Origin of the sequence: Pantoea sp. ICBG 1758 (assembly GCF_002928325.1) — a bacterium.
In the GTDB taxonomy this organism is placed as follows: domain Bacteria; phylum Pseudomonadota; class Gammaproteobacteria; order Enterobacterales; family Enterobacteriaceae; genus Pantoea; species Pantoea eucrina.
This window is the reverse complement of sequence record NZ_POWL01000007.1, coordinates 42274-62782: the sequence shown is the minus strand read 5'-3', so window position 1 is coordinate 62782 and position 20509 is coordinate 42274. Positions and strand designations below refer to the sequence as shown.

Here is a 20509-nt window from a genome sequence, read left to right as displayed (position 1 = left end):
TTCTCTTTCCCATACAGTGCGTTGTCGCAGATAATGCGCCGCGTTCATGTCCTCCAAAATGGCGTAACGTTTATGCTACATCTGTTTGCTGGTCTTGACCTGAGTACCGGCCTGTTATTGGTTCTTGCCCTGCTGTTTGTATTGTTTTATGAGGCAATCAACGGCTTCCACGACACCGCCAACGCGGTCGCTACCGTCATCTACACCCGTGCGATGCGGGCGCAGCTGGCAGTGGTGATGGCAGGTGTGTTCAACTTTTTTGGCGTGCTGCTCGGCGGTCTGAGCGTGGCCTACGCCATCGTACATATGCTTCCTACCGACCTGCTCCTGAATGTCGGTTCGGCGCACGGCCTCGCCATGGTCTTTTCCATGCTGCTGGCTGCCATTATCTGGAACCTCGGCACCTGGTATCTGGGCCTGCCGGCCTCCAGCTCCCATACGCTGATTGGCGCCATTATCGGTATTGGTCTCACCAATGCGCTGATGACCGGCACCTCTGTAGTGGATGCGCTTAATCTGCCAAAAGTGATCAATATCTTTCTGTCGCTGATCCTGTCACCGATTATCGGATTGATCATCGCCGGCGGCCTGATTTTCCTGCTGCGCCGCTACTGGAGCAGTACGAAGAAACGCGCGCGTATTCATATGACCCCCGCTGACCGTGAAAAGATCGATGGCAAGAAAAAGCCGCCGTTCTGGACGCGCATCGCGCTGATTGTTTCGGCCATCGGTGTCAGCTATTCACACGGCGCTAACGACGGACAGAAAGGCATTGGTCTGATCATGCTGGTGCTGATTGGCGTGGCTCCGGCAGGTTTTGTCGTGAATATGAATGCTTCCGGTTATGACATCACCCGCACGCGCGATGCCGTTAATCATCTGGAGCAGTATTACCGCCAGCACGGCGATTCGCTGACGCACATTGTGCAGATGGCACCGCCTGCGCTGCCGACGCCGGAAGAAGTTTCGAGTGGCCCGCAGGAGTTCCACTGTGACAGCGCCCGTGCGCTGCAGGCTATCGGCCGGGCCCAGGGCCTGCTGAACAATCTGCAGAGCTACGATCAGCTCTCTGTCGATCAGCGCAGCCAGATGCGTCGTCTGCTGCTGTGCATCTCTGACACTGCAGATAAGGCGGCCAAGCTGCCGGAAACCGGCGCGGATGATAAGCGCTTCCTCAGCAAGCTGAAGGGCGATCTGCTTGGCACCATCGAGTATGCTCCGGTCTGGATTATTGTGGCCGTGGCACTGGCGCTGGGTATCGGCACCATGATTGGCTGGCGACGTGTGGCGACCACCATCGGTGAAAAAATCGGTAAGAAAGGCATGACCTATGCGCAGGGTATGTCAGCGCAGGTGACCGCCGCCGTATCGATTGGCGTGGCAAGCTATACCGGTATGCCGGTTTCAACCACGCATATCCTCTCCTCCTCTGTGGCCGGCACCATGCTGGTTGACGGTGGCGGACTGCAGAGTCGCACCATTAAAAATATCGCCATGGCGTGGATCTTCACGCTGCCGGTCTGTATTTTGCTCTCGGGCGGACTCTACTGGATTGCGCTGCATCTGATTTGATACCGCACTATTCCGGCAAAAGGGCGACAGCAGTGTCGCCCTTTTTTATTGCCTGTGCGCGGAATAACGGTGTCGCTTTACTGCCAGATCGCCATCGCCACCAGGCTCACCACGACCAGAAAACAGAGTCCGCTGGTCAGTACAAACTGACTGCGCACCCGTTCACAGCGGCGGATAAACTCATCGTCATGATGGTCAAGATAGCGCTTTAACCAGATATAGCGCACCAGCCGCACCTGTTTACCCGGCTGGCCGTGAGACGTAAAAAAGCCGGCACCGTCAACATACTGGTACAACAGCGGATCGCAGCCGCGCAATACGTAGAGCAGCGCACGCAGGGAAGAGAAGTAGCGCGCCATATTCACCAGACAAACCACACAAAGAGCCCAAAAAAGCGCGATAGTGCTGATCATATTTCCCCCTTCTGGCTGGTACCGCAATGACGTGATATGCAGCGGGGAAGTGCTGCAGACGCCCTGTGGAAAATAAGCCAGCCATCGATAAGCAGATTGGCGTTGTTGTTTTACAGATCTGCGCCTCGCCACCAGAGAAAAGTGGCACGCAATTTCAGTGTAGAATATCTGCTCAAACTTTTTCCAGCGACGCGCTTCGTCAATATATGCATAACCCCCTGCTCAATGGATCGTTATCACGCTCAGGCGCAGCGGTGCAGCATTTGCCGGTGACACTGGCTATACTCAGCAGATAACAACAGATCCTGCAGTTTCATTGAGTCACCGGCGCATCATCGCCGCTTCGCGCTAAGGAAAACGCCCGCCGTGGTTTGCGGGAGGGTAGCCCCCCAGAATATTGAGAAAGGAGTTTTATCATGGCCTATAAACATATCCTGATTGCAGTCGATCTCTCTCCGGAAAGCCAGCTGCTGGTGGATAAAGCGGTATCGCTGGCGCGTCCTTATGATGCCAAAATCTCGCTGATCCACGTTGACGTTAACTATTCCGATCTCTATACCGGCCTGATTGACGTGAATCTCGGCGATATGCAGAAGCGCATTTCAGAGGAGACGCACAGCGCCCTGAAAGCTCTCTCCGTCAGCGCAGGCTATCCGGTTGGCGAAACGCTGAGCGGCAGCGGCGATCTGGGCCAGGTGCTGGTGGATGCTATCCGGAAATATGATGTGGATCTGGTGGTCTGCGGACATCACCAGGATTTCTGGAGCAAGCTGATGTCATCCGCGCGTCAGCTGATCAATACCGTGCATATCGATATGCTGATTGTGCCGCTGCGCGACGCAGAAGAAGAATAAAAAAACAGGCCGGGATAACCGGCCTGTTTTATATCTGACGCCCTGCTCTGCCGCTTCAGGTTAGCGGCGGATAGATATCAAAGCGGTGACTTTTTGTTACCACGGCAGACTGTGTCACCACGCCTGCCAGCGGCGGTGCGTAATCAGGACGCTTGACCACGATACGCTTTTTCGCCAGACGCCGCGCAGGCTCCAGCAGCGCATCGGCATCCTCATCAGCCCCCACCAGCGACTGAAATACGCGCATCTCTTTTTTTACCATCGCACTTTTCTGCCGGTGCGGATACATGGGGTCGAGATAGACCACATCCGGCGCGGGCGCGATATCGCTCAGCGCCTGCTGGCTCGCCACGTGCAGCAGCGTCAGCCGCTCGCGCAGCCAGCCGCCGATTTCGCTGTCGGCGTAGCCACGCTGCAGGCCATCCTCAAGCAGCGCGGCGACCACCGGGTGGCGCTCCAGCATCCGCACCCGGCACCCCAGCGCGGCAAGCACAAACGCATCGCGTCCGAGACCGGCCGTTGCGTCGACCACATCCGGCAGATAGCCGCCTTTGATGCCCACGGCTTTGGCCACCGCTTCGCCGCGTCCGCCGCCAAATTTGCGCCGGTGCGCCATGGCACCGGAAACAAAATCGACAAAAATACCGCCCAGCTTAGGCTCATCGCGCTTGCGCAGCTCAAGATGCGCAGACGTGAGCACCAGCGCCAGCGGCGCGTTCTCATCCTGCTCAAGGCCCCAGCGCGTTGCCAGCTGTAATAAGGCGCCGTCTCCGGCGCCTGTTTCATCCACTAAACCGATTTTCACAAGCCGGTTTATCCCTGGATGCCGTAGCTTTTCAGCATGGCATCAAGCTGCGGCTCGCGGCCGCGGAAGCGTTTGAACAGCTCCATTGGCTCTTCAGCACCGCCGCGCGTCAGGATATTGTCAAGGAAAGCCTGGCCGGTTTCGCGATTGAAAATGCCCTCATCGCTGAGGCGCGCCCACGCATCTGCTGCCAGCACATCGGCCCATAAATAGCTGTAGTAACCGGCGGCATATCCGCCTGCAAAGATATGGCTGAACGCATGCGGGAAGCGTCCCCACTGCGGCGATTCCACAACGGCAACCTGCTTCTTGACGGCATGCAGGGTATCCATAACCTTCGGCCCCTGCTGCGGGTCAAAACCTGTGTGAAGCTGCAGATCGAACAGGCCGAATTCAAGCTGACGCAGGATAAACAGCGCCGCATGGTAATTCTTCGCTTTCAGCATTTTTTCCAGCAGCTCGTCCGGCAGGGATGAACCGGTTTGGTAGTGACCGGAGATAAAATCCAGCGCATCCGGTTCCCAGCACCAGTTTTCCATAAACTGGCTCGGCAGTTCGACCGCATCCCACGGTACGCCGTTGATACCCGATATTCCCGGGACTTCAACCTGCGTCAGCATGTGGTGCAGACCATGGCCAAATTCGTGGAACAGCGTGATAACTTCGTCGTGCGTAAACAGGGCAGGCTTATCCGACAGCGGCTGGCTGAAATTACAGGTCAGATAGGCGATAGGCTTCTGCAGGCTGCCGTCCGCCTTGCGCATTTTATCAACGCAATTATCCATCCAGGCACCACCGCGCTTATGCTCGCGCGCGTAGAGATCGAGATAGAAACTGCCGCGCAGTTCGCCGCTTTCATCAAACAGGTCGAAGAAGCGGACATCATGATGGTAGATCTCAACGCCCTTGCGCTCTTTAACGTTGATGCCGTAGATACGTTTTACGACTTCAAACAGGCCTTTTAATACGCGGGCTTCCGGAAAATAGGGACGCAGCTGTTCATCACTGATCGCGAAGAGATGCTGCTTCTGCTTTTCACTAAAATAGGTGATATCCCAGGGCTGCATGTTATCAACCCCGTACACCTCTTTAGCGAACTCACGCAGCTGCGCCAGCTCCTGCTCAGCCTGTGGACGGGCGCGTTTTGCCAGATCGCCCAGGAAGTCGATGACCTGAGACGGGCTGTCGGCCATTTTGGTTACCAGCGACTTATCCGCGTAGGAGTCGTAGCCAAGCAGCTGGGCCAGCTCGTGGCGCAGCGCCAGCTGCTCTTCCATTATCGGGCCATTATCCCATTTGCCTGCGTTGGGTCCCTGATCGGAAGCGCGCGTAGCGTACGCACGGTACATCTCTTCACGCAGGGCGGCGTTGTCGCAATAGGTGATAATTGGCAGATAGCTCGGGATATCCAGCGTCAGCAGCCAGCCTTCCTGCTTGCGTAGCTTAGCCTGCGCCTCGGCAGCGGCAAGCGCATCTTCAGGCACACCCGCCAGCTCCGCTTTATCGGTGACAAGTTTGGTCCAGCCCATGGTCGCATCCAGCACATTGTTGCTATAGGCTGAGCCCAGCTCTGACAGGCGCGCCATAATTTTGCCATAGCGCCGCTGTTTGTCTCTTTCCAGCCCGATGCCTGACAGCTCGAAATCACGCAGGCTGTTATCAATAGCGCGCTGCTGCTCCGGGCTGAGTGCAGCAAAGCCTTCGCTTTGCTTCAGGCTGCGATACGCCTTGTAGAGGCCCTCATGCTGTCCAACCCAAGTAGAATATTCAGAAAGCAGCGGCAGCACTTTGTCGAAGGCGTCGCGCAGATCGGGGTTATTTTTTACCGCATTCAGATGGCTGACAGGTGAAAATACGCGGCTCAGACGATCGTCTGCTTCTGCAATAGGCTGAACCAGGCTCTCCCAGGTGTAAGGCGCTCCCCGCGTTACCGCACGATCTACCGTATCACGGCACTCTTCAAGAACCTGAGTCACGGCAGGCACCACATGCTCGGGTTTAATGGCGGTAAAAGGGGGCAGGGTAAAAGGGGTAAGTAATGGGTTAGTCATAAGCGCGATCCTTTCATCATGGAATTATGGGCGCGAATACTCGCGCTACGCAATTTTACTAAAATGCGGGCGCCGGACATTAAAATCAATGCCGTAAAATGGAATAGAAGTAGGAAAAAACGCTCAAAATTGCATTTCCAGGCGCGATCTGGCAGCAAATTAAGCGTGAGCCTGAATCGGCCTGTCACTATTTTGCCGTGCCCTGCCCGCTTTCCCGCGGCTGGCCCGATGCGTACTGCGCTGCCGCAGCGCCGGGGCGGAGGCCGCAAAAGCCCAGCAATTTCTGTACGGTCCGGCTATAATCGCGCCATATTCAATCGTCAACTCCTTTGATCCAACTGCGGACCCCCATCTTTTATGCTGAGTTATCGCCACAGTTTTCACGCCGGCAACCACGCCGACGTGCTGAAACACACCGTTGAAAGCCTGATCCTCACCGCGCTCATGGAGAAGGATAAGCCCTTTCTCTATCTGGATACGCACGCGGGTGCCGGACGCTACCAGCTGAGCAGCGCGCACGCCGAGCGCACGGGTGAATATCTAGAAGGCATCGCCCGCATCTGGCAGCAGCCTGACGCGCCTGCGCTGCTGAAACCCTATCTGAACGCGGTGCGTAACCTGAATCCCGGTGGCACCCTGCGCTACTATCCAGGTTCACCGCTGATCGCCCGTTACCTGCTGCGCGAAGAGGATAAGCTGCAGCTGACCGAACTGCACCCCAGCGACTATCCGCTACTACGCACCGAGTTCAGCAAAGATGCGCGCGCGCGCGTGGAACGCGGCGATGGCTATCAGCAGCTGAAGGCGAAACTGCCACCGCCGGCGCGGCGCGGCCTGATCCTGATCGATCCCCCTTATGAGATGAAAAGCGACTACCAGGATGTGGTGAAAGGGATTCAGGAAGGCTATAAGCGCTTTGCTACCGGTATCTATGCGCTCTGGTATCCGGTGGTAATGCGCCAGCAAATCAAACATATGCTGCGCGATCTGGAAGCTACCGGTATCCGCAATATTCTGCAGATTGAGCTGGCGGTGCGTCCGGACAGCGACCAGCGCGGCATGACCGCCTCCGGCATGATCGTCATTAATCCGCCGTGGAAACTCAAAGCGCAGATGGAAGAGCTGCTGCCGTGGCTGCATAAAACGCTGGTCCCTGCCGGCACGGGGCACTATAGCGTGACGCAGGTAGTACCAGAGTAACCGCCCGGCGCGTTAAATCTCCACAACAGCAAAATCGTGTGCCAGTTCGGTTGCCGCAAACACCGACTGGCACTCCGCCAGCAGCTTGTCCCGATCTGCAGAGAGATAGCGCGAGCTGAAGTGCGTCGCGATCATACGCTTAACCCCCGCCTGCTGCGCCACGGCTGCCGCCTGCACCGTCGTTGAGTGACCGCGCCCGTTGGCCTTCTCCGCCATTGCTGCCTCAAGCGTGGTTTCATGCACCATGACATCGGCGTTGGCCGCCAGCGCCAGCGCGGCGTCGGTCGGCGCGGTATCGCCAAATATTGCCAGCACCTTACCTGGCGTCGCGGGCCCCAGATAGTCTGCGCCGTTAATTTCGCGCCCATCCTCCAGCCGGATAACTTTTCCCTGCTTTAGATCCTGATACCAGGGGCCGCGCGGCACGCCCTCTGCTTTAAGCCGTGCGGCATCCAGAAATCCGGGCTTATCATGCTGCTCAATGCGGTAGCCGTAGCACTCTACGACATGATTCATCGGATAAGCGGTCACCCGGAACTCGCCGTTATCCAGTACCAGACCCGCCTCAATCTCCACGATTTCCAGCGGATAAGTGGTCCATGAACTGCTCAGGCTCAGCGCGTTTTCAACAAATGCCTTCAGCCCCTCAGGGCCATACAGCGTCAGCGGATCGAGCATGCCCGCCATCGAGCGGCTGGTAAGCAGGCCCGGCAGGCCAAAAATGTGATCGCCATGCAGGTGCGTAATGAAAATCTTCTCCAGTTTGCCAGGGCGAAGCGCCGAGCGCATAAACTGATGCTGCGTCGCCTCACCGCAGTCAAACAGCCAGGTGTCGCCACGCTTTGAGAGCGTCAGGGCGATCGCGCTGACATTGCGCTGTAAACTGGGCGCGCCCGCGCCGGTGCCTAAAAAAGTCAGATGCATAATAGCCTTACCTGTAAGCGAAACCTGGATTTCACTCTATCATAATCATAGGCGGAACCTTTGCGCCGCTCCGCCAGGTAGCGGTAAACTTTACGCCATATTTTCTCAACAGACGGAAACAACGGATGACCAGACATTTTGACTACCTCGCTATCGGCGGCGGCAGCGGCGGCATCGCCTCCATTAATCGTGCAGCCATGCACGGCCAGACGTGTGCGCTGATCGAAGCGAAAGAGCTGGGTGGCACCTGCGTTAACGTCGGTTGCGTGCCCAAAAAAGTGATGTGGCATGCGGCACAGATCGCCGAAGCCATTCATCTGTATGGACCCGATTACGGCTTTGATACTACGATGAACCGCTTTGACTGGGCCACGCTGGTAAAGAACCGCAGCGCCTATATCGATCGCATTCACACCTCTTATGACAACGTGCTGGGCAAAAACAAAGTCGAAGTCATCAAAGGCTTTGCCCGCTTTGTGGATGCGCACACGGTGGAAGTTAATGGTGAAACGATCACCGCCGATCATATTCTGATCGCCACCGGCGGACGCCCGGTGCGCCCTGCTGTGCCAGGTGCCGAATATGGTATCGATTCTGACGGTTTCTTTGAGCTGGGATCCTTACCGCGGCGCGTGGCCGTAGTGGGTGCAGGCTATATCGCCGTCGAGCTGGCAGGCGTGGTCAACGCGCTGGGCGCGGAAACGCATCTGTTCGTGCGTAAACACGCTCCGCTGCGCAGTTTTGATCCGCTCCTGAGCGAAACGCTGGTGGAGGTGATGCAGGCGGAAGGCCCGCAGCTGCATACCGAAGCGACGCCAAAAGCCGTGGTTAAAAATGCTGACGGCAGCCTGACGCTGCAGCTGGAAAATGGCAGCGAACAGACCGTGGATTGCCTGGTCTGGGCGGTGGGTCGTGAACCGGCAACCGATAATCTTAACCTTGACGTGACCGGCGTTGCGCTCGATGAGAAAGGCTATATCCGCGTCGATAAGTTTCAGAATACCAGCGTCGCAGGCATTTATGCGGTAGGAGATAACACCGGTGCCGTCGAGCTGACGCCGGTAGCGGTGGCGGCAGGCCGTCGTCTCTCTGAGCGTCTGTTTAACAACAAACCGGATGAGCATCTCGACTACAGCAATATTCCGACAGTGGTGTTCAGCCATCCGCCGATTGGCACGGTGGGCCTGACCGAACCGCAGGCGCGCGAGCAGTATGGTGATGACCAGGTGAAAGTCTATAAATCCTCTTTTACCGCCATGTACACCGCGGTCACGCAGCATCGCCAGCCGTGCCGCATGAAGCTGGTCTGCGTCGGCCCGGAAGAGAAGATTGTCGGTATTCACGGCATCGGCAGCGGCATGGATGAGATGCTGCAGGGCTTTGCCGTGGCGCTGAAGATGGGTGCCACGAAAAAAGATTTCGACAATACCGTGGCGATTCACCCCACCGCAGCGGAAGAGTTTGTGACGATGCGTTAACAAAAAGGCGCCCGGACGGGCGCCTTTTTTGATCGCCGTAGCCGGTTACCAGGAGACGGTAATTTTGCCAAAGTGGCTGGCGCCCTGCTGATGGCGGAACGCCGCCGGCAGATCGTCAAGCGCCGCAAAATGCTCACCAATCACCGGCCGCACCGCAATCTGCTCCAGCGCCCGCACAAACTCCTGCTGCTGCCGGCGATGGCCCACTATCAGCCCCTGGATCCGCGCCTGCTTCGCCATCAACAGCGAGGTCGGGATCACGCCTTCATGGCCGGTCAGTACGCCAATCAGCGCGATATGTCCGCCGATACGCACCGCTTTGATCGACTCTGCCATGGTGCCCGGTCCGCCCAGCTCAATCACCACGTCCGCACCGATCCCATCCGTCAGCTGCTGTACTTCGCTGCCCCACCCGGGCGTGGTGCGGTAGTTAATGCCGGCATCGGCGCCCAGCTCGCGCGCACGCGCCAGCTTCTCATCAGAGGATGAGGTGACAATCACCCGCGCGCCCATCGCTTTGGCGATCTGCAGTGCGGTAATGGAGACGCCGCCGGTGCCGAGCGTAACGATAGTATCGCCCGCCTTGATCTGCGCATCGCCTACCAGCGCCCGCCACGCCGTCAGCCCGGAGGTGGTGATAGTGGCCGCTTCAGCATGGCTCCAGCCGCGCGGCGCCAGGGTGAAGTGATGCGCCGGGCGCACCACGGTTTCCGCGGCAAAGCCCTGCGCGCCATCTCCCGGCGTGCGGGTGAAGTCGCCCACGCGGGCGTAAGGCAGGCCATCCTGCCACTGCGGGAAAAAGCAGGAAACCACGTGGTCGCCGGGGCGGAATTCGCTGACGCTGCTGCCCACCGCCTCCACGACGCCGGCGCCGTCCGCCATCATAATGCGCCCCGCTTCGGTCGGGATCGATCCGTCGGCAACCAGCAGATCGTGATAATTAAGTGAGGTGGCGTGGATACGGACGCGGATCTCGTCAGCGGCGGGCTTGCCGGGATCGGGCAGATCCACCAGCCGCAGATTATCCAGCCCGCCGGGCTGGTTAAGAATCATCGCTTTCATTCGCTTTTCTCCTGTCAGGACACAATAACGCGTTACCAGGCTTTTCGCGGAAAGCCCCTTCCTTTTAGGTAGGGGATGCAGAGCGAAGCGCCCGCAAGGGCGCTAATGAGGGCGGCTCTGATCCTCAATATATTTTTTTATCATTTCAGGGGGCGCACCGCCCACGGTTCCAGCGAAATAAGACGGCGACCAGAGCGCGTCTGACTTCCACGCGGGCTTATGCAATTCAGGATGATGCAATTTCATCTTGCGACTGCTAACCCCTTTCAGGCTATTAACCAGCTTGCTGATCGCCACCTTCGGCGGGAAGTTAAGCAGAATATGAACGTGATCCGCCCCCCCGTTAAACTCCACAACTTCGCATTCAAATTGTTCGCATACGTTGCGAATTATCTTTTCCAGCGTTTCCAGTTGCACGGCGTTAAACACCTTGCCCCGATACTTAGTGATAAAGATTAAATGGCAGTGCAGCACAAAGACACAATGCCGCCCCGTTCGATAAGTTAACTCCATAGACCAACCTTGTAAACATGCTTCAAATTGCGTAGTGTAGCGAACTATGAATGTTAAGACCAAAACCTTATCAGTCAGAGTTAAAGACAAACACGCCGCTTTATTGCGCCAAATGGCGTATGAGGTGAATCAGATCTTTAATCTGGCAAACGAGATAACCAGCAAGGCATATAGCAATGCTGGCGAGTTTGGTGCGCAGGTTCCAAAGTGGCTAACCGCGTATGATGTTCAAAAGCAAACCGCCGGACTCCGCAAGGAAAAAGGCTATCTGATCGATAGCGCCAGCATTCAGGAAGTGATCGCCGTCCACGGCAAAGCCCGCAAGCAGTTTAAACGGGCAAAATTGCGCTGGCGTATCAGCGGCGGATCTAAACGCTCGTTAGGCTGGATTCCGTTTAAAGTCGGTTTTGCGAAGTGGCAAAATGGGCAAGTTAAGTTTGCTGGCAAGCTGTTTAAAGTGTGGGATTCATACGGCTTGAGCGCCTATAAATTCCGCGCGGGTAGCTTCTCCGAAGATAGCCGGGGGCGCTGGTATTTCAACGTAGCAGTAGACTACACCGCACAGCCAACCGAAGGCGTTAGCGCCGTTGGTATCGACTTAGGGTTAAAGGATATTGCCACCACGTCAGACGGTGAAAAGCTGGCGGCGGGGCGGTTCTATCGTGATCTTGAATCGTCGTTAGGCAAGGCACAACGGGCGAACAAAAAGCGCCGTGTGAAGGCTATATACGCCAAAATTAAAAACCGTCGCAAAGACGCATTGCACAAATTCAGTACAGCTATTGTGAATGCGAATGCGGCGATCTTCGTGGGCGACGTGAGCACCAGCAAGCTAATCAAAACAAAGATGGCAAAAAGCGTTTTAGACGCTGGCTGGTCAATGCTCAAAACACAACTGGAATATAAAGCGATTGCGCGATCAGCCGTGTTTCAGGTAGTCAACGAAAGCTATTCCACCCAGGCTTGTTCGTGTTGTGGGGCACTATCCCCCAACAGTCCGAAAGGTAGAGCAGGCTTGCGAATAAGAGTATGGACTTGTAGCGAGTGCGGAACGCTACATGATCGCGATGTGAACGCGTCAAAGAATATACTCGCGGCGGGGCATCGCCGTCTGGCTGTAGAAATCCCCGCCCTTTAGGGCGGGGAGGATGTCAACGGTTACTGAGTGTGGCAGTGCAACAGCATTCCCGCCTGGTAGGGTGTGCGGCAGGTGCGCCGCAGCGATCAGCTCAGTTTATCGAGCCAGCGCACATACGCCTGGTCCCAGAGCGCAGCAGGCGTGCCCGCTTTACCCAGGCCAAATCCGTGCCCGCCGCTGCTGAGCTCAATCAGCTCAACCGGTACGCGCATGCGCCGGCAGACGTCGCGCATCAGTTCGGTGTTGTAAGGATTAGAGGTGCGATCGTCCTCTGCCTGGGCGAGAAACGTCGGCGGATAGGCGCGGGTAACATAGTTTTGCACGGACCAGTTCGCCGCCTGGGTCGCGGTGGCGTGCGCCCCCACCATCATCAGGCGGGTCTGCGTATGCTGAAACGGCGCTTCCAGCGTGATCACCGGGTAGATAAGCCCCACGCTGCTGGCTGAAGGCACGATCTCATCCAGCGCGTCCTGCTGCGGATAAGTGCGAAAGTCAGGTCGCGCGGCGGCCATACCCAGCAGATGGCCGCCGGCCGAAAAGCCGAGCAGGTGCACTTTCGACTCCATCGCGCGCACCATGCGAATGGCGCGCTGTGCATCCTGCAGCGGTGCCAGATTGCCCGCCTGCCACTTTTCACCGGGCAGGCGATAGCTCAGCACATAGGCGGTATAGCCATTGGCATTCAGCCAGCGCGCCACCGGCCACGCCTCCCGGCCCATGCCGATGAAGCGATAGCCACCGCCCGCGGCAATCAGTACCGCCTCGCCGTTGGGGTTTTCCGGACGAAAGCGCTGGATAGCGGGTGAAACGATATTGGTCCATGAGCCTTTAGTATTGACCCTTAACAGGCCGGACGGACCGCCCCCACCCGGCGGCTCATCCGGCCAGAGCGGAATGATGTCATCACGGGCAAACAGCTTGCCGGTGGTCATCGCGAGAACGGTTGCCCCGCTCGCCTGTAAAAAACGACGACGTGTCATCATGTTGCGTGCCAGCCACTCTCAGGAAACACCCGGCCACGGGTCAGATTATTGGTGTGACGAAAGTCTGATTTCTATCCGGCGATAATGTACGCATTCCGCACCAAAAAGCCATAAAAAAACGCGCCATAAAAGGCGCGTATAACGTGATGGCTGTCGCTGCCGCGGTGGCACATACCGCAAAGCGGCGGCTTAATCCTGCTGCTGAAACTGCGTCATGACGGTCTGCTCGCACTGCTGCTGATCGCGGCGCAGCTTACCGCGCTCCTCTTCGCCGAGTTCCAGCCAGCCGTTGATCACTTCCTGCGCGATCTCTTCATCAAATTCAGTCTTGTTCATGGCAGAAGGTGACTGGCTGGCGGCCATTTGCGCCTTCAGCTTGGCGGTATAGCTCTCCATGTCACCGGTTTTCTGTTCGCTGCTGACCAGATGGCAGAGCTGGCCGGCGTAGACATTTTCCTGCGCATCCGCATCTGCCGCCAGCGCGCTGGCGGAAAGGGTTAAGCCCGTCAGGGCAATCAATAAGCGTTTCATAAAGGCTCCTGTTGTTTCCGGAAACTCAGGTTTCATCCTGTTGCGTGCGTGCCGCCTGGCGGGCAGCACGCCAGTTTAAAAGCGGTGTCACCGTGATACCGTGCAGCACCACGCTGCATACTACAATGGTCAGGGCCATATCCACCATCTGCTGCGCTTCAGCGCCCTGCAGGCCGTGCACCCAGGCAAAAGCGATATAGTTGATACTGCCGATCCCGCGAATGCCGAGCCAGCCAATCAGCAGCCGGCGCGCGCGCGGCATTTCGCAGCGCCAGGTGGTGAGCCAGACCGCCAGCGGTCGCACCACGACAAACAGCAGCAGCGCCAGGCCGATGCCCATCGGATTCCAGTGGTGCGCCAGCGTAATGCCCAGCACCACCATCAGCGCGGCAGCCAGCAGGCGCTCTACCGTATCGCCAAATGAGAGCGCATCGCCAATGACCAGACCCACGGACTTAACCATGCCGCCGCCGCTCTGCCGCACGCGCTGATTAGGATTCACCATGACTTCAGCCGGCAGATGCTGCTTCTCCTCCGGCAGATCTTCCAGCGGAAAACAGCGCGTGACGCGCAGTTCAGCGCGCCGCAGGCCGACGCCTGCAGCAAAGGTTGCCAGGAAGCCGGAGGCATCCAGCGCCTGCGAGGCGGCATAGCTGAACGCAATAAGCGCCAGCGCGAGAAAATCGTTTGGCGCCACATCGTCGTGCGCGCTGCGCAGCCGCGCCGCGAGCTGGCCGATAACGCGCCCCAGCAGATAGCCAATTGCAATCCCCCCGCCAATAGACCAGAGCACATCCAGCGTCGCCCACTCCCCCAGGCTGGCGAGATCAAAGCCTTCCGGGCGCATCAGCAGCAGCGCCAGGATCAGCAGCGGCAGCGCCGAGCCATCGTTCATTCCCGCCTCGCTGGAGAGCGCAACGCGCAGCGCATCATCATCGCGCGCATCGTTGACTGAAATCAGGCTGGCCAGCACCGGATCGGTTGGCGCAACAATGGCGCCAAACGCCAGCGACAGCGGCCAGTTAAAGCCGGTGATCCAGTGCACCAGGCACGCCATACCGCCTACCGTCAGCAGCATCGCCGGAAACGCCAGCCGCAGTCCGACCCGCCAGGCGTGCGCTTTCAGCGGCAGGCGCAGCTTCAGACCGGTGATAAACAGCGACGCGGCCATGGTGATTTCGGTGATATGCGCCACCAGCTCAGAGTGACCAACAATATCGATACGCAGCAGGTCCAGCACCCAGGGACCGCAGATAATCCCGGCGATAAGATAGAGGCCAAATGAGGTCACCGGCCCGCGGTGGATCCAGCCGGAGGCCAGTGACATGATCAGTAACAGACCGCCGACAACGGCGGTCCAGGCAAGGAAATTCATAACGCTCCGCTTTTCAAAAACATAACTCCCTTAAGCCTGGCACAGGATTGAAAATTAGTGTCTGAGATGCGCACTGCCCAGGCGTACCAGCAGCGCCAGCAGCGCCGCCGTCGTTGCCAGCGTGACCACGCCGTTCCAGCCAAAATGCGCCAGCGCCAGGCTGCCGAGGGCCGCGCCGGCGGCCATGCCGACAAACACCACGGTAAACATCAGGGCATTCAGGCGGCTGCGCGCCTCAGGTGCCAGGCTGTAGACCAGCGTCTGATGCGCCACCAGCGTCGCCTGCACCCCCAGATCAAATCCCACCGTACTCAGGATAATCACGCCCGGCTGCGCCGCCAGCGGCAGCAGCGGCAGCAGAAACATCAGCGCGAACGACACCATCACCAGCGCAGAGCCATACTGCGTCACCCGCGCCGGACCGATGCGATCGGCTACGCTGCCGGCCAGCGGAGCAGCCAGCGCCCCTGCCGCGCCCGCCAGGCCAAACGCACCCGCGATGGCACTGTCGAAATGAAAGCGCTCGCTCAGCATCAGCGCCAGCGTTGACCAGAAGGCGCTGAATCCCACCGATAGCAGCCCCTGTGCCAGCGCGGCGCGGCGCAGCGTCTGATGCTGACGCCACAGCTGCGCCAGCGACAGCAGCAGGCGCGGATAGCTGACGGCGGTACCGGGTGTGAAGCGCGGCAGCACGCGCCAGAGCGCCAGCGTCATCAGCAGCATGGCACCCGCAGCGATAAAATAGAGCGTACGCCAGCCGGCATACTCCGCCACCAGGCCGCTGATCACGCGCGACAGCAGAATGCCCGCCAGCAGCCCGGTCATTACCACGCCAACCGTCTTGCCCCGGCGATGCTCCGGTGCCAGCGCGGCAGAGGCGGGCACAATATCCTGCGCGACGGTAGCGGTCAGCCCGGTGACAAAGCTGGCGATCAGCAGCGCGCCGATTCCGCCGGCAAAGCCACACAGCAGCAGCGAGGCCACCAGCAGTAGCCCCTTAATCAGAATAATGGTCCGCCGGTCGTGGCGATCGCCCAGCGGGGCCAGCAGCAGGATCCCCAGCGCATAGCCCGCCTGCGTCAGCATCGGCACCATACCGGTGCTGCTGATGCCGGTATTAAACGTTTTACTGATGATATCCAGCATGGGCTGACTGTAGTAGATAGAGGCGACGCTCAGGCCGGCACCGGCGGCAAGCGTAAACAGCAGCGGAGCGGGAAGCGTTTCTGCGCGACGGGCAGATGACGATAAAACAGACATAGGTGGCTCTCCTGAAAAGTTGCGCCTATTAAAGCGCGCGGCAGCCATACGCGGTAGAGTGTGACAGGACACAACCGTTATGCGTGGTACGTATGAATAACCTGACCAGCACTGATCGTATTGCCCTGATGCAGACCTTTATCCGTATCGTTGAGAGTGGCTCCCTCTCCGCCGCCGCGCGGCAGCTTAATACCACCCAGCCCACCGTCAGCCGCCGGCTGCAGGCGCTGGAGCACTATCTCGGCCTGAAGCTGATACTGCGCACCACCCATGCGCTCAAGCTGACTGATGACGGAGAGCGCTGCTATACGCAGGCGCGCCAGCTGCTGGCAACGTGGTACGCGCTGGAGGATGAACTGACCGGCTCACATGACGAACCAGCGGGCACGCTGCGGGTGCGCGCACCGCACGCTTTCGGGCAGGATCAGCTGATTACGCCGCTGGTCGCCTGGCTGGAGCGTTATCCGCGTCTGAATGTAGAGTGGATGCTTAACGATCGCACGCCGGACTTTATCAGTGAAAACGTGGACTGTGCGATTCAGGTCGGTGCGCCGGACGATCCGGGCATAGTGGCCGTGCTGCTGGCGGAAGTGCCGCGTATTGTAGTGGCAGCGCCGGCGCTGCTGGCCGCCCATCCGCCCGTGACGCAGGCAGAAGAACTGACACAGCTGCCGTGGCTGGCGCTGACCAGCTTTTATCGCAATGAGATTGCGCTGCAGCGCGTCAGCGATAGCGCAATGGTGAACCTGGCGATCGCGCCGCGGCTCGCCAGCGACAGCCTTTATGCGGTGCGCAAGGCCGCGCTGGCCGGAATGGGCGTGGCGCTGGTTTCATCGTGGGTGGTACAGGACGATCTGGAGAGCGGCGCGCTGGTGCAGCTGCTGCCGGCGTGGCAGGCGCCGCCGCTGCCGGTCTGGCTGACCTACCCGTGGGCCAGCTACTATCCGGCAAGGCTGCGCCATTTTTTTACGCTGATTAAAACGGTCATGCCGCAGCTGCTCGGCACCCGCCCCCCGGCACGCTGAGCAGATCAGCCAGCGTGCTTTTTCTCCATTTTTGACATGTTATCCAGCCAGCCCATAACAAACGCGGAGAGCACAAAGGTCAGATGGATGATCACGTACCACATCAGCTTGTCGTTGGCGACGTTGCGCGCATCCATAAAGATACGCAGCAGATGGATAGAGGAGATCGCCACAATGGAGGCGGCGACTTTATTTTTAAGCGAGCCGGAGTCCATCTTGCCCAGCCAGCTCAGCTTCTCTTTGTGTTCGGCGATATCGAGCTTCGAGACAAAGTTTTCATAGCCTGAGAGCATCACCATCACCAGCAGCCCTCCGACCAGTGTCATGTCAACCAGCGACAGCAGCAGCAGGATCAGATCGTTTTCCGCAATGCTGAGGATGTTCGGCAGCAGATGGAAAATTTCCTGAAAAAATTTAACGGTCAGCGCCAGCAGGCCCAGCGAAAGTCCAATGTAAACCGGTGCCAGCAGCCAGCGGGATGAATACATCAGGTTTTCGGTAAAACGTTCCATAAGTTTCCATAAGTTAGCAGCGAAGCTGCCGAGTATACCCGAACTTGTGTGAAGTTATTTAAGTGCGGCCTCGGAAATTTCCGGCGGCGCCGGGAGCGGGAGCGACAGACGAAACTCAGCGCCGCCGCTGGCACGGTTTTCCGCCCAGATGCGTCCGCGATGCGCTTCAGTGATGGTCTTGCTGATCGCCAGCCCCAGTCCGACCCCCGGTACGGCAGACTCTTTATCACCCCGGGCAAACTTTTCAAAAATCTGCGTCAGGCTGTCGCCCGCGATGCCCGGCCCGCTGTCCCAGACGCCAATCTCCAGCCTGCTGCCGTCGCGCCAGGCGCGAATACCGTGCTGCGCCGCGTTACCGGCATACTTCAGGCTGTTCTCAATCAGATTGGAAAATACCCGCTCCAGCATCGCGCTGTCGCCTTTAATCAGTACCAGCTCGGACGGCAGCGCCAGCTCAAACGCGTGGCCTTTAAGCATCGGCCCCATGCTGCGCAGCGCGCCATCGATCACCTCATCCAGCGCCACCCACTCTTCGCGCAGCTGCAGGCCGCCGGACTGAATGCGCGCCATATCCAGCATATTGCTGACCAGACGAATCGTGCTCAGCGTCTGTTCACGGATCTGGCCGGCCTGCGCGACAAACGGCGACTGCGCATGCGCCAGATCGAGCATCAGCATCTCTGCCTGACCAAACAGCACCGTCAGCGGCGTGCGTAAATCGTGTGACAGTGCCGATAGCAGCGCATTGCGCAGCTGCTCGCGCTCTGCTGCGAGGCGCGAAGCCGCTTCGCTCTGCGTCAGCGCCATGCGCTCCAGCGCGTTGGCGATCAGCACGGTAAACGTCTCCACCAGCCGCTGCTGCTCCGGGATCATCAGCTGGCGCAGGTTCTCCGGCTCAACCACCAGCAGACCCCGGCACTGCTGGCCGCTCTTCAGCGGAACAATCTGGTAGGGCACGGCCGGCAGCGTATCGGTGCCGGCGCCAGCAGGCTGACCTTTGCTGTAGCTCCATTTTGCGATTCCGGCATCGGGCGGCGTGCCGCGTAAGTCCGGTCCGGTTGCCTGCAGCTCCCCCTGCTCATCGGGCAGCAGCAGCTGACTGCGCGCCTGCAGCGTCACCTCAATCACTCGCTGTGCGGTAGCGGCAATATCCTGCGGCGTCAGCGCGCTGCCGAGCGATTTCGCCATTTCATAGAGATAGCGGGCGCGCTGCTCGCGATAGCGCGCCACCCTGGCCTGGTAGCGCACGCCGGCGGTGAGATTTCCTACGATCACGCCGACCGCCAGCATCACGCCAAAGGTGACCAGATACTGCAGGTCAGAGACGGCGACGGTGCCGGTGGGCGCGACAAACATCAGATCAAACGCGACGATATTGATCACGGTGGCAAACACCGAGGGCCAGCGCCCGTAGCGTAGTGCCACCAGCACGACCGACAGCAGATAGATCATGACGGCGTTGGCGCTATCGAACTCTGCAAGCAGGCCGCGTCCGATAAACGTCACCGCAAGGCAGAGCAGCAGCGCCATGATGCAGCCGCGCAGCCGCAGCCGCCACTTATCGCTGCTGACCGGTTTGCTGCTGGCCGCATGCAGCGCCGGGCGCAGCGGCTCATCCAGCGCCACGACCAGCAGATCGAGATCCGGCCCCAGCTCGCCGAGACGCTGGGCGAAGCTGTCGCGGCGGAAGCGCCGGTGCGGCTGGCGTCCGGCGACAATTTTGCCCAGATTATGCTCCCGCGCGTAGCGCAGCACCGCGCGCACCTCATCGGGATCGGCGAGCGTGGCCGTTTCCGCGCCCAGCTCCTGCGCCAGCTGTAGCGTACGCAGGATCGCGCGCCGCTGCGCCTCCGGCAGGCGATGCAGGCGCGGGGTTTCCACATAAACGGCGTGCCAGACGCTGCCGAGCCGCGCGGCCAGACGTGCGGCGGTTCGCACCAGCTTTTCGCTGCCGGTATCATCACCAATACAGAGCAGAATCGCATCCCGCGTATGCCAGACCCGATCGCGTCCCTGCTGGTCACGCCAGGCGCGCATCTGATCGTCCACGCGATCGGCGGTGCGACGCAGCGCCAGTTCACGCAGCGCAAACAGATTGCCTTTGCGGAAAAAGTTTTCAATCGCGCGCTCGGCCCGGTCGCCGACGTAGACTTTGCCCTCTTTCAGCCGCTGACGCAGATCGTCCGGCGGCAGGTCCACCAGCACTACCTCATCTGCGCTGTCAAAAAAGGGATCGGGCACGGTTTCGCGCACCTGAATTCCGGTGATACCGGCTACTACGTCATTGAGGCTTTCGAGGTGCTGCACGTTTACCGTGGTGATGACATCGATGCCGGCATCAAGCAGCTCGTCAATATCCTGCCAGCGTTTGGGATGGCGCGCGCCCTGAACGTTGGTATGCGCCAGCTCATCCATCAGGATCACCGCCGGATGACGCGCCAGCGCCGCATCCAGATCGAACTCCGTGTGGTGCGAGCGACCGGTGGTGCGACGCGGCAGCAGCGTCAGGCCATGCAGCAGCGCGGCCGTTTCTGCGCGATTGTGGGTTTCCACGATACCGGCCAGCACATCCAGCCCCTGCGCGCGCAGCCGCTGCGCCTCCTGCAGCATCGCAAAGGTTTTGCCCACGCCGGCACAGGCGCCAAAATAGATTTTCAGCTTGCCGCGATGGCTGTCGCTATGGCTGAGCAGCAGCGCATCGGGGTCCGGACGAGGCAGTTCATCATTCATGTCGTTCAAATAGTGAATTCCGTACGATCGGTGAAAGGGTCGCCATACATGGCGACCCTGCGTTGCAGGGTGCGCATTTATGC

At 59.1% G+C, this 20509-nt stretch carries 18 protein-coding genes; 6 read left to right on the top strand and 12 right to left on the bottom strand.

From position 1 onward, the window contains the following. Positions 1-72 precede the first annotated feature (72 nt). Positions 73-1572: an inorganic phosphate transporter PitA gene (gene pitA / locus C1Y41_RS17675; RefSeq protein ID WP_104086004.1), complete on the top strand. Its 1500-nt coding sequence runs from the start codon at positions 73-75 to the stop codon at positions 1570-1572. Positions 1573-1649: 77 nt separating this feature from the next. On the opposite strand, the gene uspB is transcribed toward pitA, so the two are convergent. Further along, positions 1650-1985 carry a universal stress protein UspB gene (uspB, locus tag C1Y41_RS17670; protein ID WP_039381017.1) on the bottom strand — a complete coding sequence of 112 codons (336 nt, stop codon included), beginning with the start codon at positions 1983-1985 and terminating at the stop codon, positions 1650-1652. 416 nt (positions 1986-2401) lie between these two features. Here uspB and uspA point away from each other — a divergent pair, with 416 nt between their 5' ends. Next, positions 2402-2839, top strand: a complete 438-nt coding sequence (uspA, locus tag C1Y41_RS17665; RefSeq protein WP_039381019.1) for a universal stress protein UspA — start codon at positions 2402-2404, stop codon at positions 2837-2839. Between the two features lie 55 nt (positions 2840-2894). On the opposite strand, the gene rsmJ is transcribed toward uspA, so the two are convergent. Next, positions 2895-3644, bottom strand: a complete 750-nt coding sequence (gene rsmJ, locus C1Y41_RS17660; protein WP_071669270.1) for a 16S rRNA (guanine(1516)-N(2))-methyltransferase RsmJ — start codon at positions 3642-3644, stop codon at positions 2895-2897. An 8-nt stretch (positions 3645-3652) separates the two neighbouring features. Continuing rightward, positions 3653-5695, bottom strand: a complete 2043-nt coding sequence (gene prlC, locus C1Y41_RS17655; RefSeq protein WP_039381023.1) for an oligopeptidase A — start codon at positions 5693-5695, stop codon at positions 3653-3655. A 357-nt stretch (positions 5696-6052) separates the two neighbouring features. Between prlC and C1Y41_RS17650 the strand changes: the two genes are divergently transcribed. Next, entirely contained in the window at positions 6053-6895 is an 843-nt protein-coding gene (locus C1Y41_RS17650; protein WP_039381025.1) for a 23S rRNA (adenine(2030)-N(6))-methyltransferase RlmJ, read from the top strand. Positions 6896-6907: 12 nt separating this feature from the next. Here C1Y41_RS17650 and rnz read toward each other — a convergent pair whose 3' ends face one another. Then, a complete protein-coding gene (gene rnz, locus C1Y41_RS17645; protein ID WP_094112214.1) occupies positions 6908-7819 on the bottom strand; it encodes a ribonuclease Z in 912 nt (303 codons plus the stop codon). Between the two features lie 125 nt (positions 7820-7944). On the opposite strand from rnz, the gene gorA reads away from it, so the two are divergent. Next, positions 7945-9297: a glutathione-disulfide reductase gene (gene gorA, locus C1Y41_RS17640; protein ID WP_104086003.1), complete on the top strand. Its 1353-nt coding sequence runs from the start codon at positions 7945-7947 to the stop codon at positions 9295-9297. A gap of 45 nt (positions 9298-9342) precedes the next feature. On the opposite strand, the gene C1Y41_RS17635 is transcribed toward gorA, so the two are convergent. Beyond that, the gene (locus tag C1Y41_RS17635; RefSeq protein ID WP_104086002.1) at positions 9343-10359 is read right to left on the bottom strand and encodes an NAD(P)-dependent alcohol dehydrogenase; all 1017 of its coding nucleotides are present in this window, start codon (positions 10357-10359) and stop codon (positions 9343-9345) included. A gap of 102 nt (positions 10360-10461) precedes the next feature. Further along, positions 10462-10872: an IS200/IS605 family transposase gene (tnpA, locus tag C1Y41_RS17630; protein ID WP_104086001.1), complete on the bottom strand. Its 411-nt coding sequence runs from the start codon at positions 10870-10872 to the stop codon at positions 10462-10464. Between the two features lie 46 nt (positions 10873-10918). Here tnpA and C1Y41_RS17625 point away from each other — a divergent pair, with 46 nt between their 5' ends. Further along, positions 10919-12010 carry an RNA-guided endonuclease TnpB family protein gene (locus C1Y41_RS17625; RefSeq protein WP_104086000.1) on the top strand — a complete coding sequence of 364 codons (1092 nt, stop codon included), beginning with the start codon at positions 10919-10921 and terminating at the stop codon, positions 12008-12010. A gap of 86 nt (positions 12011-12096) precedes the next feature. On the opposite strand, the gene C1Y41_RS17620 is transcribed toward C1Y41_RS17625, so the two are convergent. The 4 genes from C1Y41_RS17620 to C1Y41_RS17605 all read right to left on the bottom strand — a co-directional run bounded on the left by C1Y41_RS17620 (position 12097) and on the right by C1Y41_RS17605 (position 16159). Beyond that, positions 12097-12993, bottom strand: a complete 897-nt coding sequence (locus C1Y41_RS17620) for an alpha/beta hydrolase (protein ID WP_039381033.1) — start codon at positions 12991-12993, stop codon at positions 12097-12099. Between the two features lie 189 nt (positions 12994-13182). After that, positions 13183-13524 (bottom strand): hypothetical protein, encoded by a 342-nt coding sequence (locus C1Y41_RS17615; protein ID WP_104085999.1) that lies wholly within the window; start codon positions 13522-13524, stop codon positions 13183-13185. A 25-nt stretch (positions 13525-13549) separates the two neighbouring features. Then, positions 13550-14899: a sodium:proton antiporter gene (locus tag C1Y41_RS17610; protein ID WP_039381038.1), complete on the bottom strand. Its 1350-nt coding sequence runs from the start codon at positions 14897-14899 to the stop codon at positions 13550-13552. A 54-nt stretch (positions 14900-14953) separates the two neighbouring features. Continuing rightward, positions 14954-16159 (bottom strand): MFS transporter, encoded by a 1206-nt coding sequence (locus tag C1Y41_RS17605; protein ID WP_104085998.1) that lies wholly within the window; start codon positions 16157-16159, stop codon positions 14954-14956. A gap of 92 nt (positions 16160-16251) precedes the next feature. On the opposite strand from C1Y41_RS17605, the gene C1Y41_RS17600 reads away from it, so the two are divergent. Beyond that, on the top strand, positions 16252-17184 hold the full coding sequence (locus tag C1Y41_RS17600) for a LysR family transcriptional regulator (protein WP_039381040.1): 933 nt from the start codon (positions 16252-16254) through the stop codon (positions 17182-17184). A gap of 5 nt (positions 17185-17189) precedes the next feature. Here C1Y41_RS17600 and C1Y41_RS17595 read toward each other — a convergent pair whose 3' ends face one another. Continuing rightward, complete coding sequence (locus tag C1Y41_RS17595) at positions 17190-17696, bottom strand: TIGR00645 family protein (protein WP_039381043.1); 507 nt, start codon at positions 17694-17696, stop codon at positions 17190-17192. A gap of 54 nt (positions 17697-17750) precedes the next feature. After that, a complete protein-coding gene (kdpD, locus tag C1Y41_RS17590) occupies positions 17751-20426 on the bottom strand; it encodes a two-component system sensor histidine kinase KdpD (protein WP_039381045.1) in 2676 nt (891 codons plus the stop codon). Positions 20427-20509 lie beyond the last annotated feature (83 nt).

Excerpts from the sequence above, each read along its gene's own strand:
- pitA (WP_104086004.1), top strand. The coding sequence starts at position 73 with ATGCTACATCTGTTTGCTGGTCTTGACCTGAGTACCGGCCTGTTATTG.
- C1Y41_RS17620 (WP_039381033.1), bottom strand. The coding sequence starts at position 12,993 with ATGATGACACGTCGTCGTTTTTTACAGGCGAGCGGGGCAACCGTTCTC.
- C1Y41_RS17595 (WP_039381043.1), bottom strand. The coding sequence starts at position 17,696 with ATGGAACGTTTTACCGAAAACCTGATGTATTCATCCCGCTGGCTGCTG.
- rnz (WP_094112214.1), bottom strand. The coding sequence starts at position 7,819 with ATGCATCTGACTTTTTTAGGCACCGGCGCGGGCGCGCCCAGTTTACAG.
- prlC (WP_039381023.1), bottom strand. The coding sequence starts at position 5,695 with ATGACTAACCCATTACTTACCCCTTTTACCCTGCCCCCTTTTACCGCC.
- C1Y41_RS17605 (WP_104085998.1), bottom strand. The coding sequence starts at position 16,159 with ATGTCTGTTTTATCGTCATCTGCCCGTCGCGCAGAAACGCTTCCCGCT.
- C1Y41_RS17635 (WP_104086002.1), bottom strand. The coding sequence starts at position 10,359 with ATGAAAGCGATGATTCTTAACCAGCCCGGCGGGCTGGATAATCTGCGG.
- tnpA (WP_104086001.1), bottom strand. The coding sequence starts at position 10,872 with ATGGAGTTAACTTATCGAACGGGGCGGCATTGTGTCTTTGTGCTGCAC.
- uspA (WP_039381019.1), top strand. The coding sequence starts at position 2,402 with ATGGCCTATAAACATATCCTGATTGCAGTCGATCTCTCTCCGGAAAGC.
- gorA (WP_104086003.1), top strand. The coding sequence starts at position 7,945 with ATGACCAGACATTTTGACTACCTCGCTATCGGCGGCGGCAGCGGCGGC.
- C1Y41_RS17615 (WP_104085999.1), bottom strand. The coding sequence starts at position 13,524 with ATGAAACGCTTATTGATTGCCCTGACGGGCTTAACCCTTTCCGCCAGC.
- C1Y41_RS17610 (WP_039381038.1), bottom strand. The coding sequence starts at position 14,899 with ATGAATTTCCTTGCCTGGACCGCCGTTGTCGGCGGTCTGTTACTGATC.
- C1Y41_RS17650 (WP_039381025.1), top strand. The coding sequence starts at position 6,053 with ATGCTGAGTTATCGCCACAGTTTTCACGCCGGCAACCACGCCGACGTG.
- C1Y41_RS17625 (WP_104086000.1), top strand. The coding sequence starts at position 10,919 with ATGAATGTTAAGACCAAAACCTTATCAGTCAGAGTTAAAGACAAACAC.
- uspB (WP_039381017.1), bottom strand. The coding sequence starts at position 1,985 with ATGATCAGCACTATCGCGCTTTTTTGGGCTCTTTGTGTGGTTTGTCTG.
- C1Y41_RS17600 (WP_039381040.1), top strand. The coding sequence starts at position 16,252 with ATGAATAACCTGACCAGCACTGATCGTATTGCCCTGATGCAGACCTTT.
- kdpD (WP_039381045.1), bottom strand. The coding sequence starts at position 20,426 with ATGAATGATGAACTGCCTCGTCCGGACCCCGATGCGCTGCTGCTCAGC.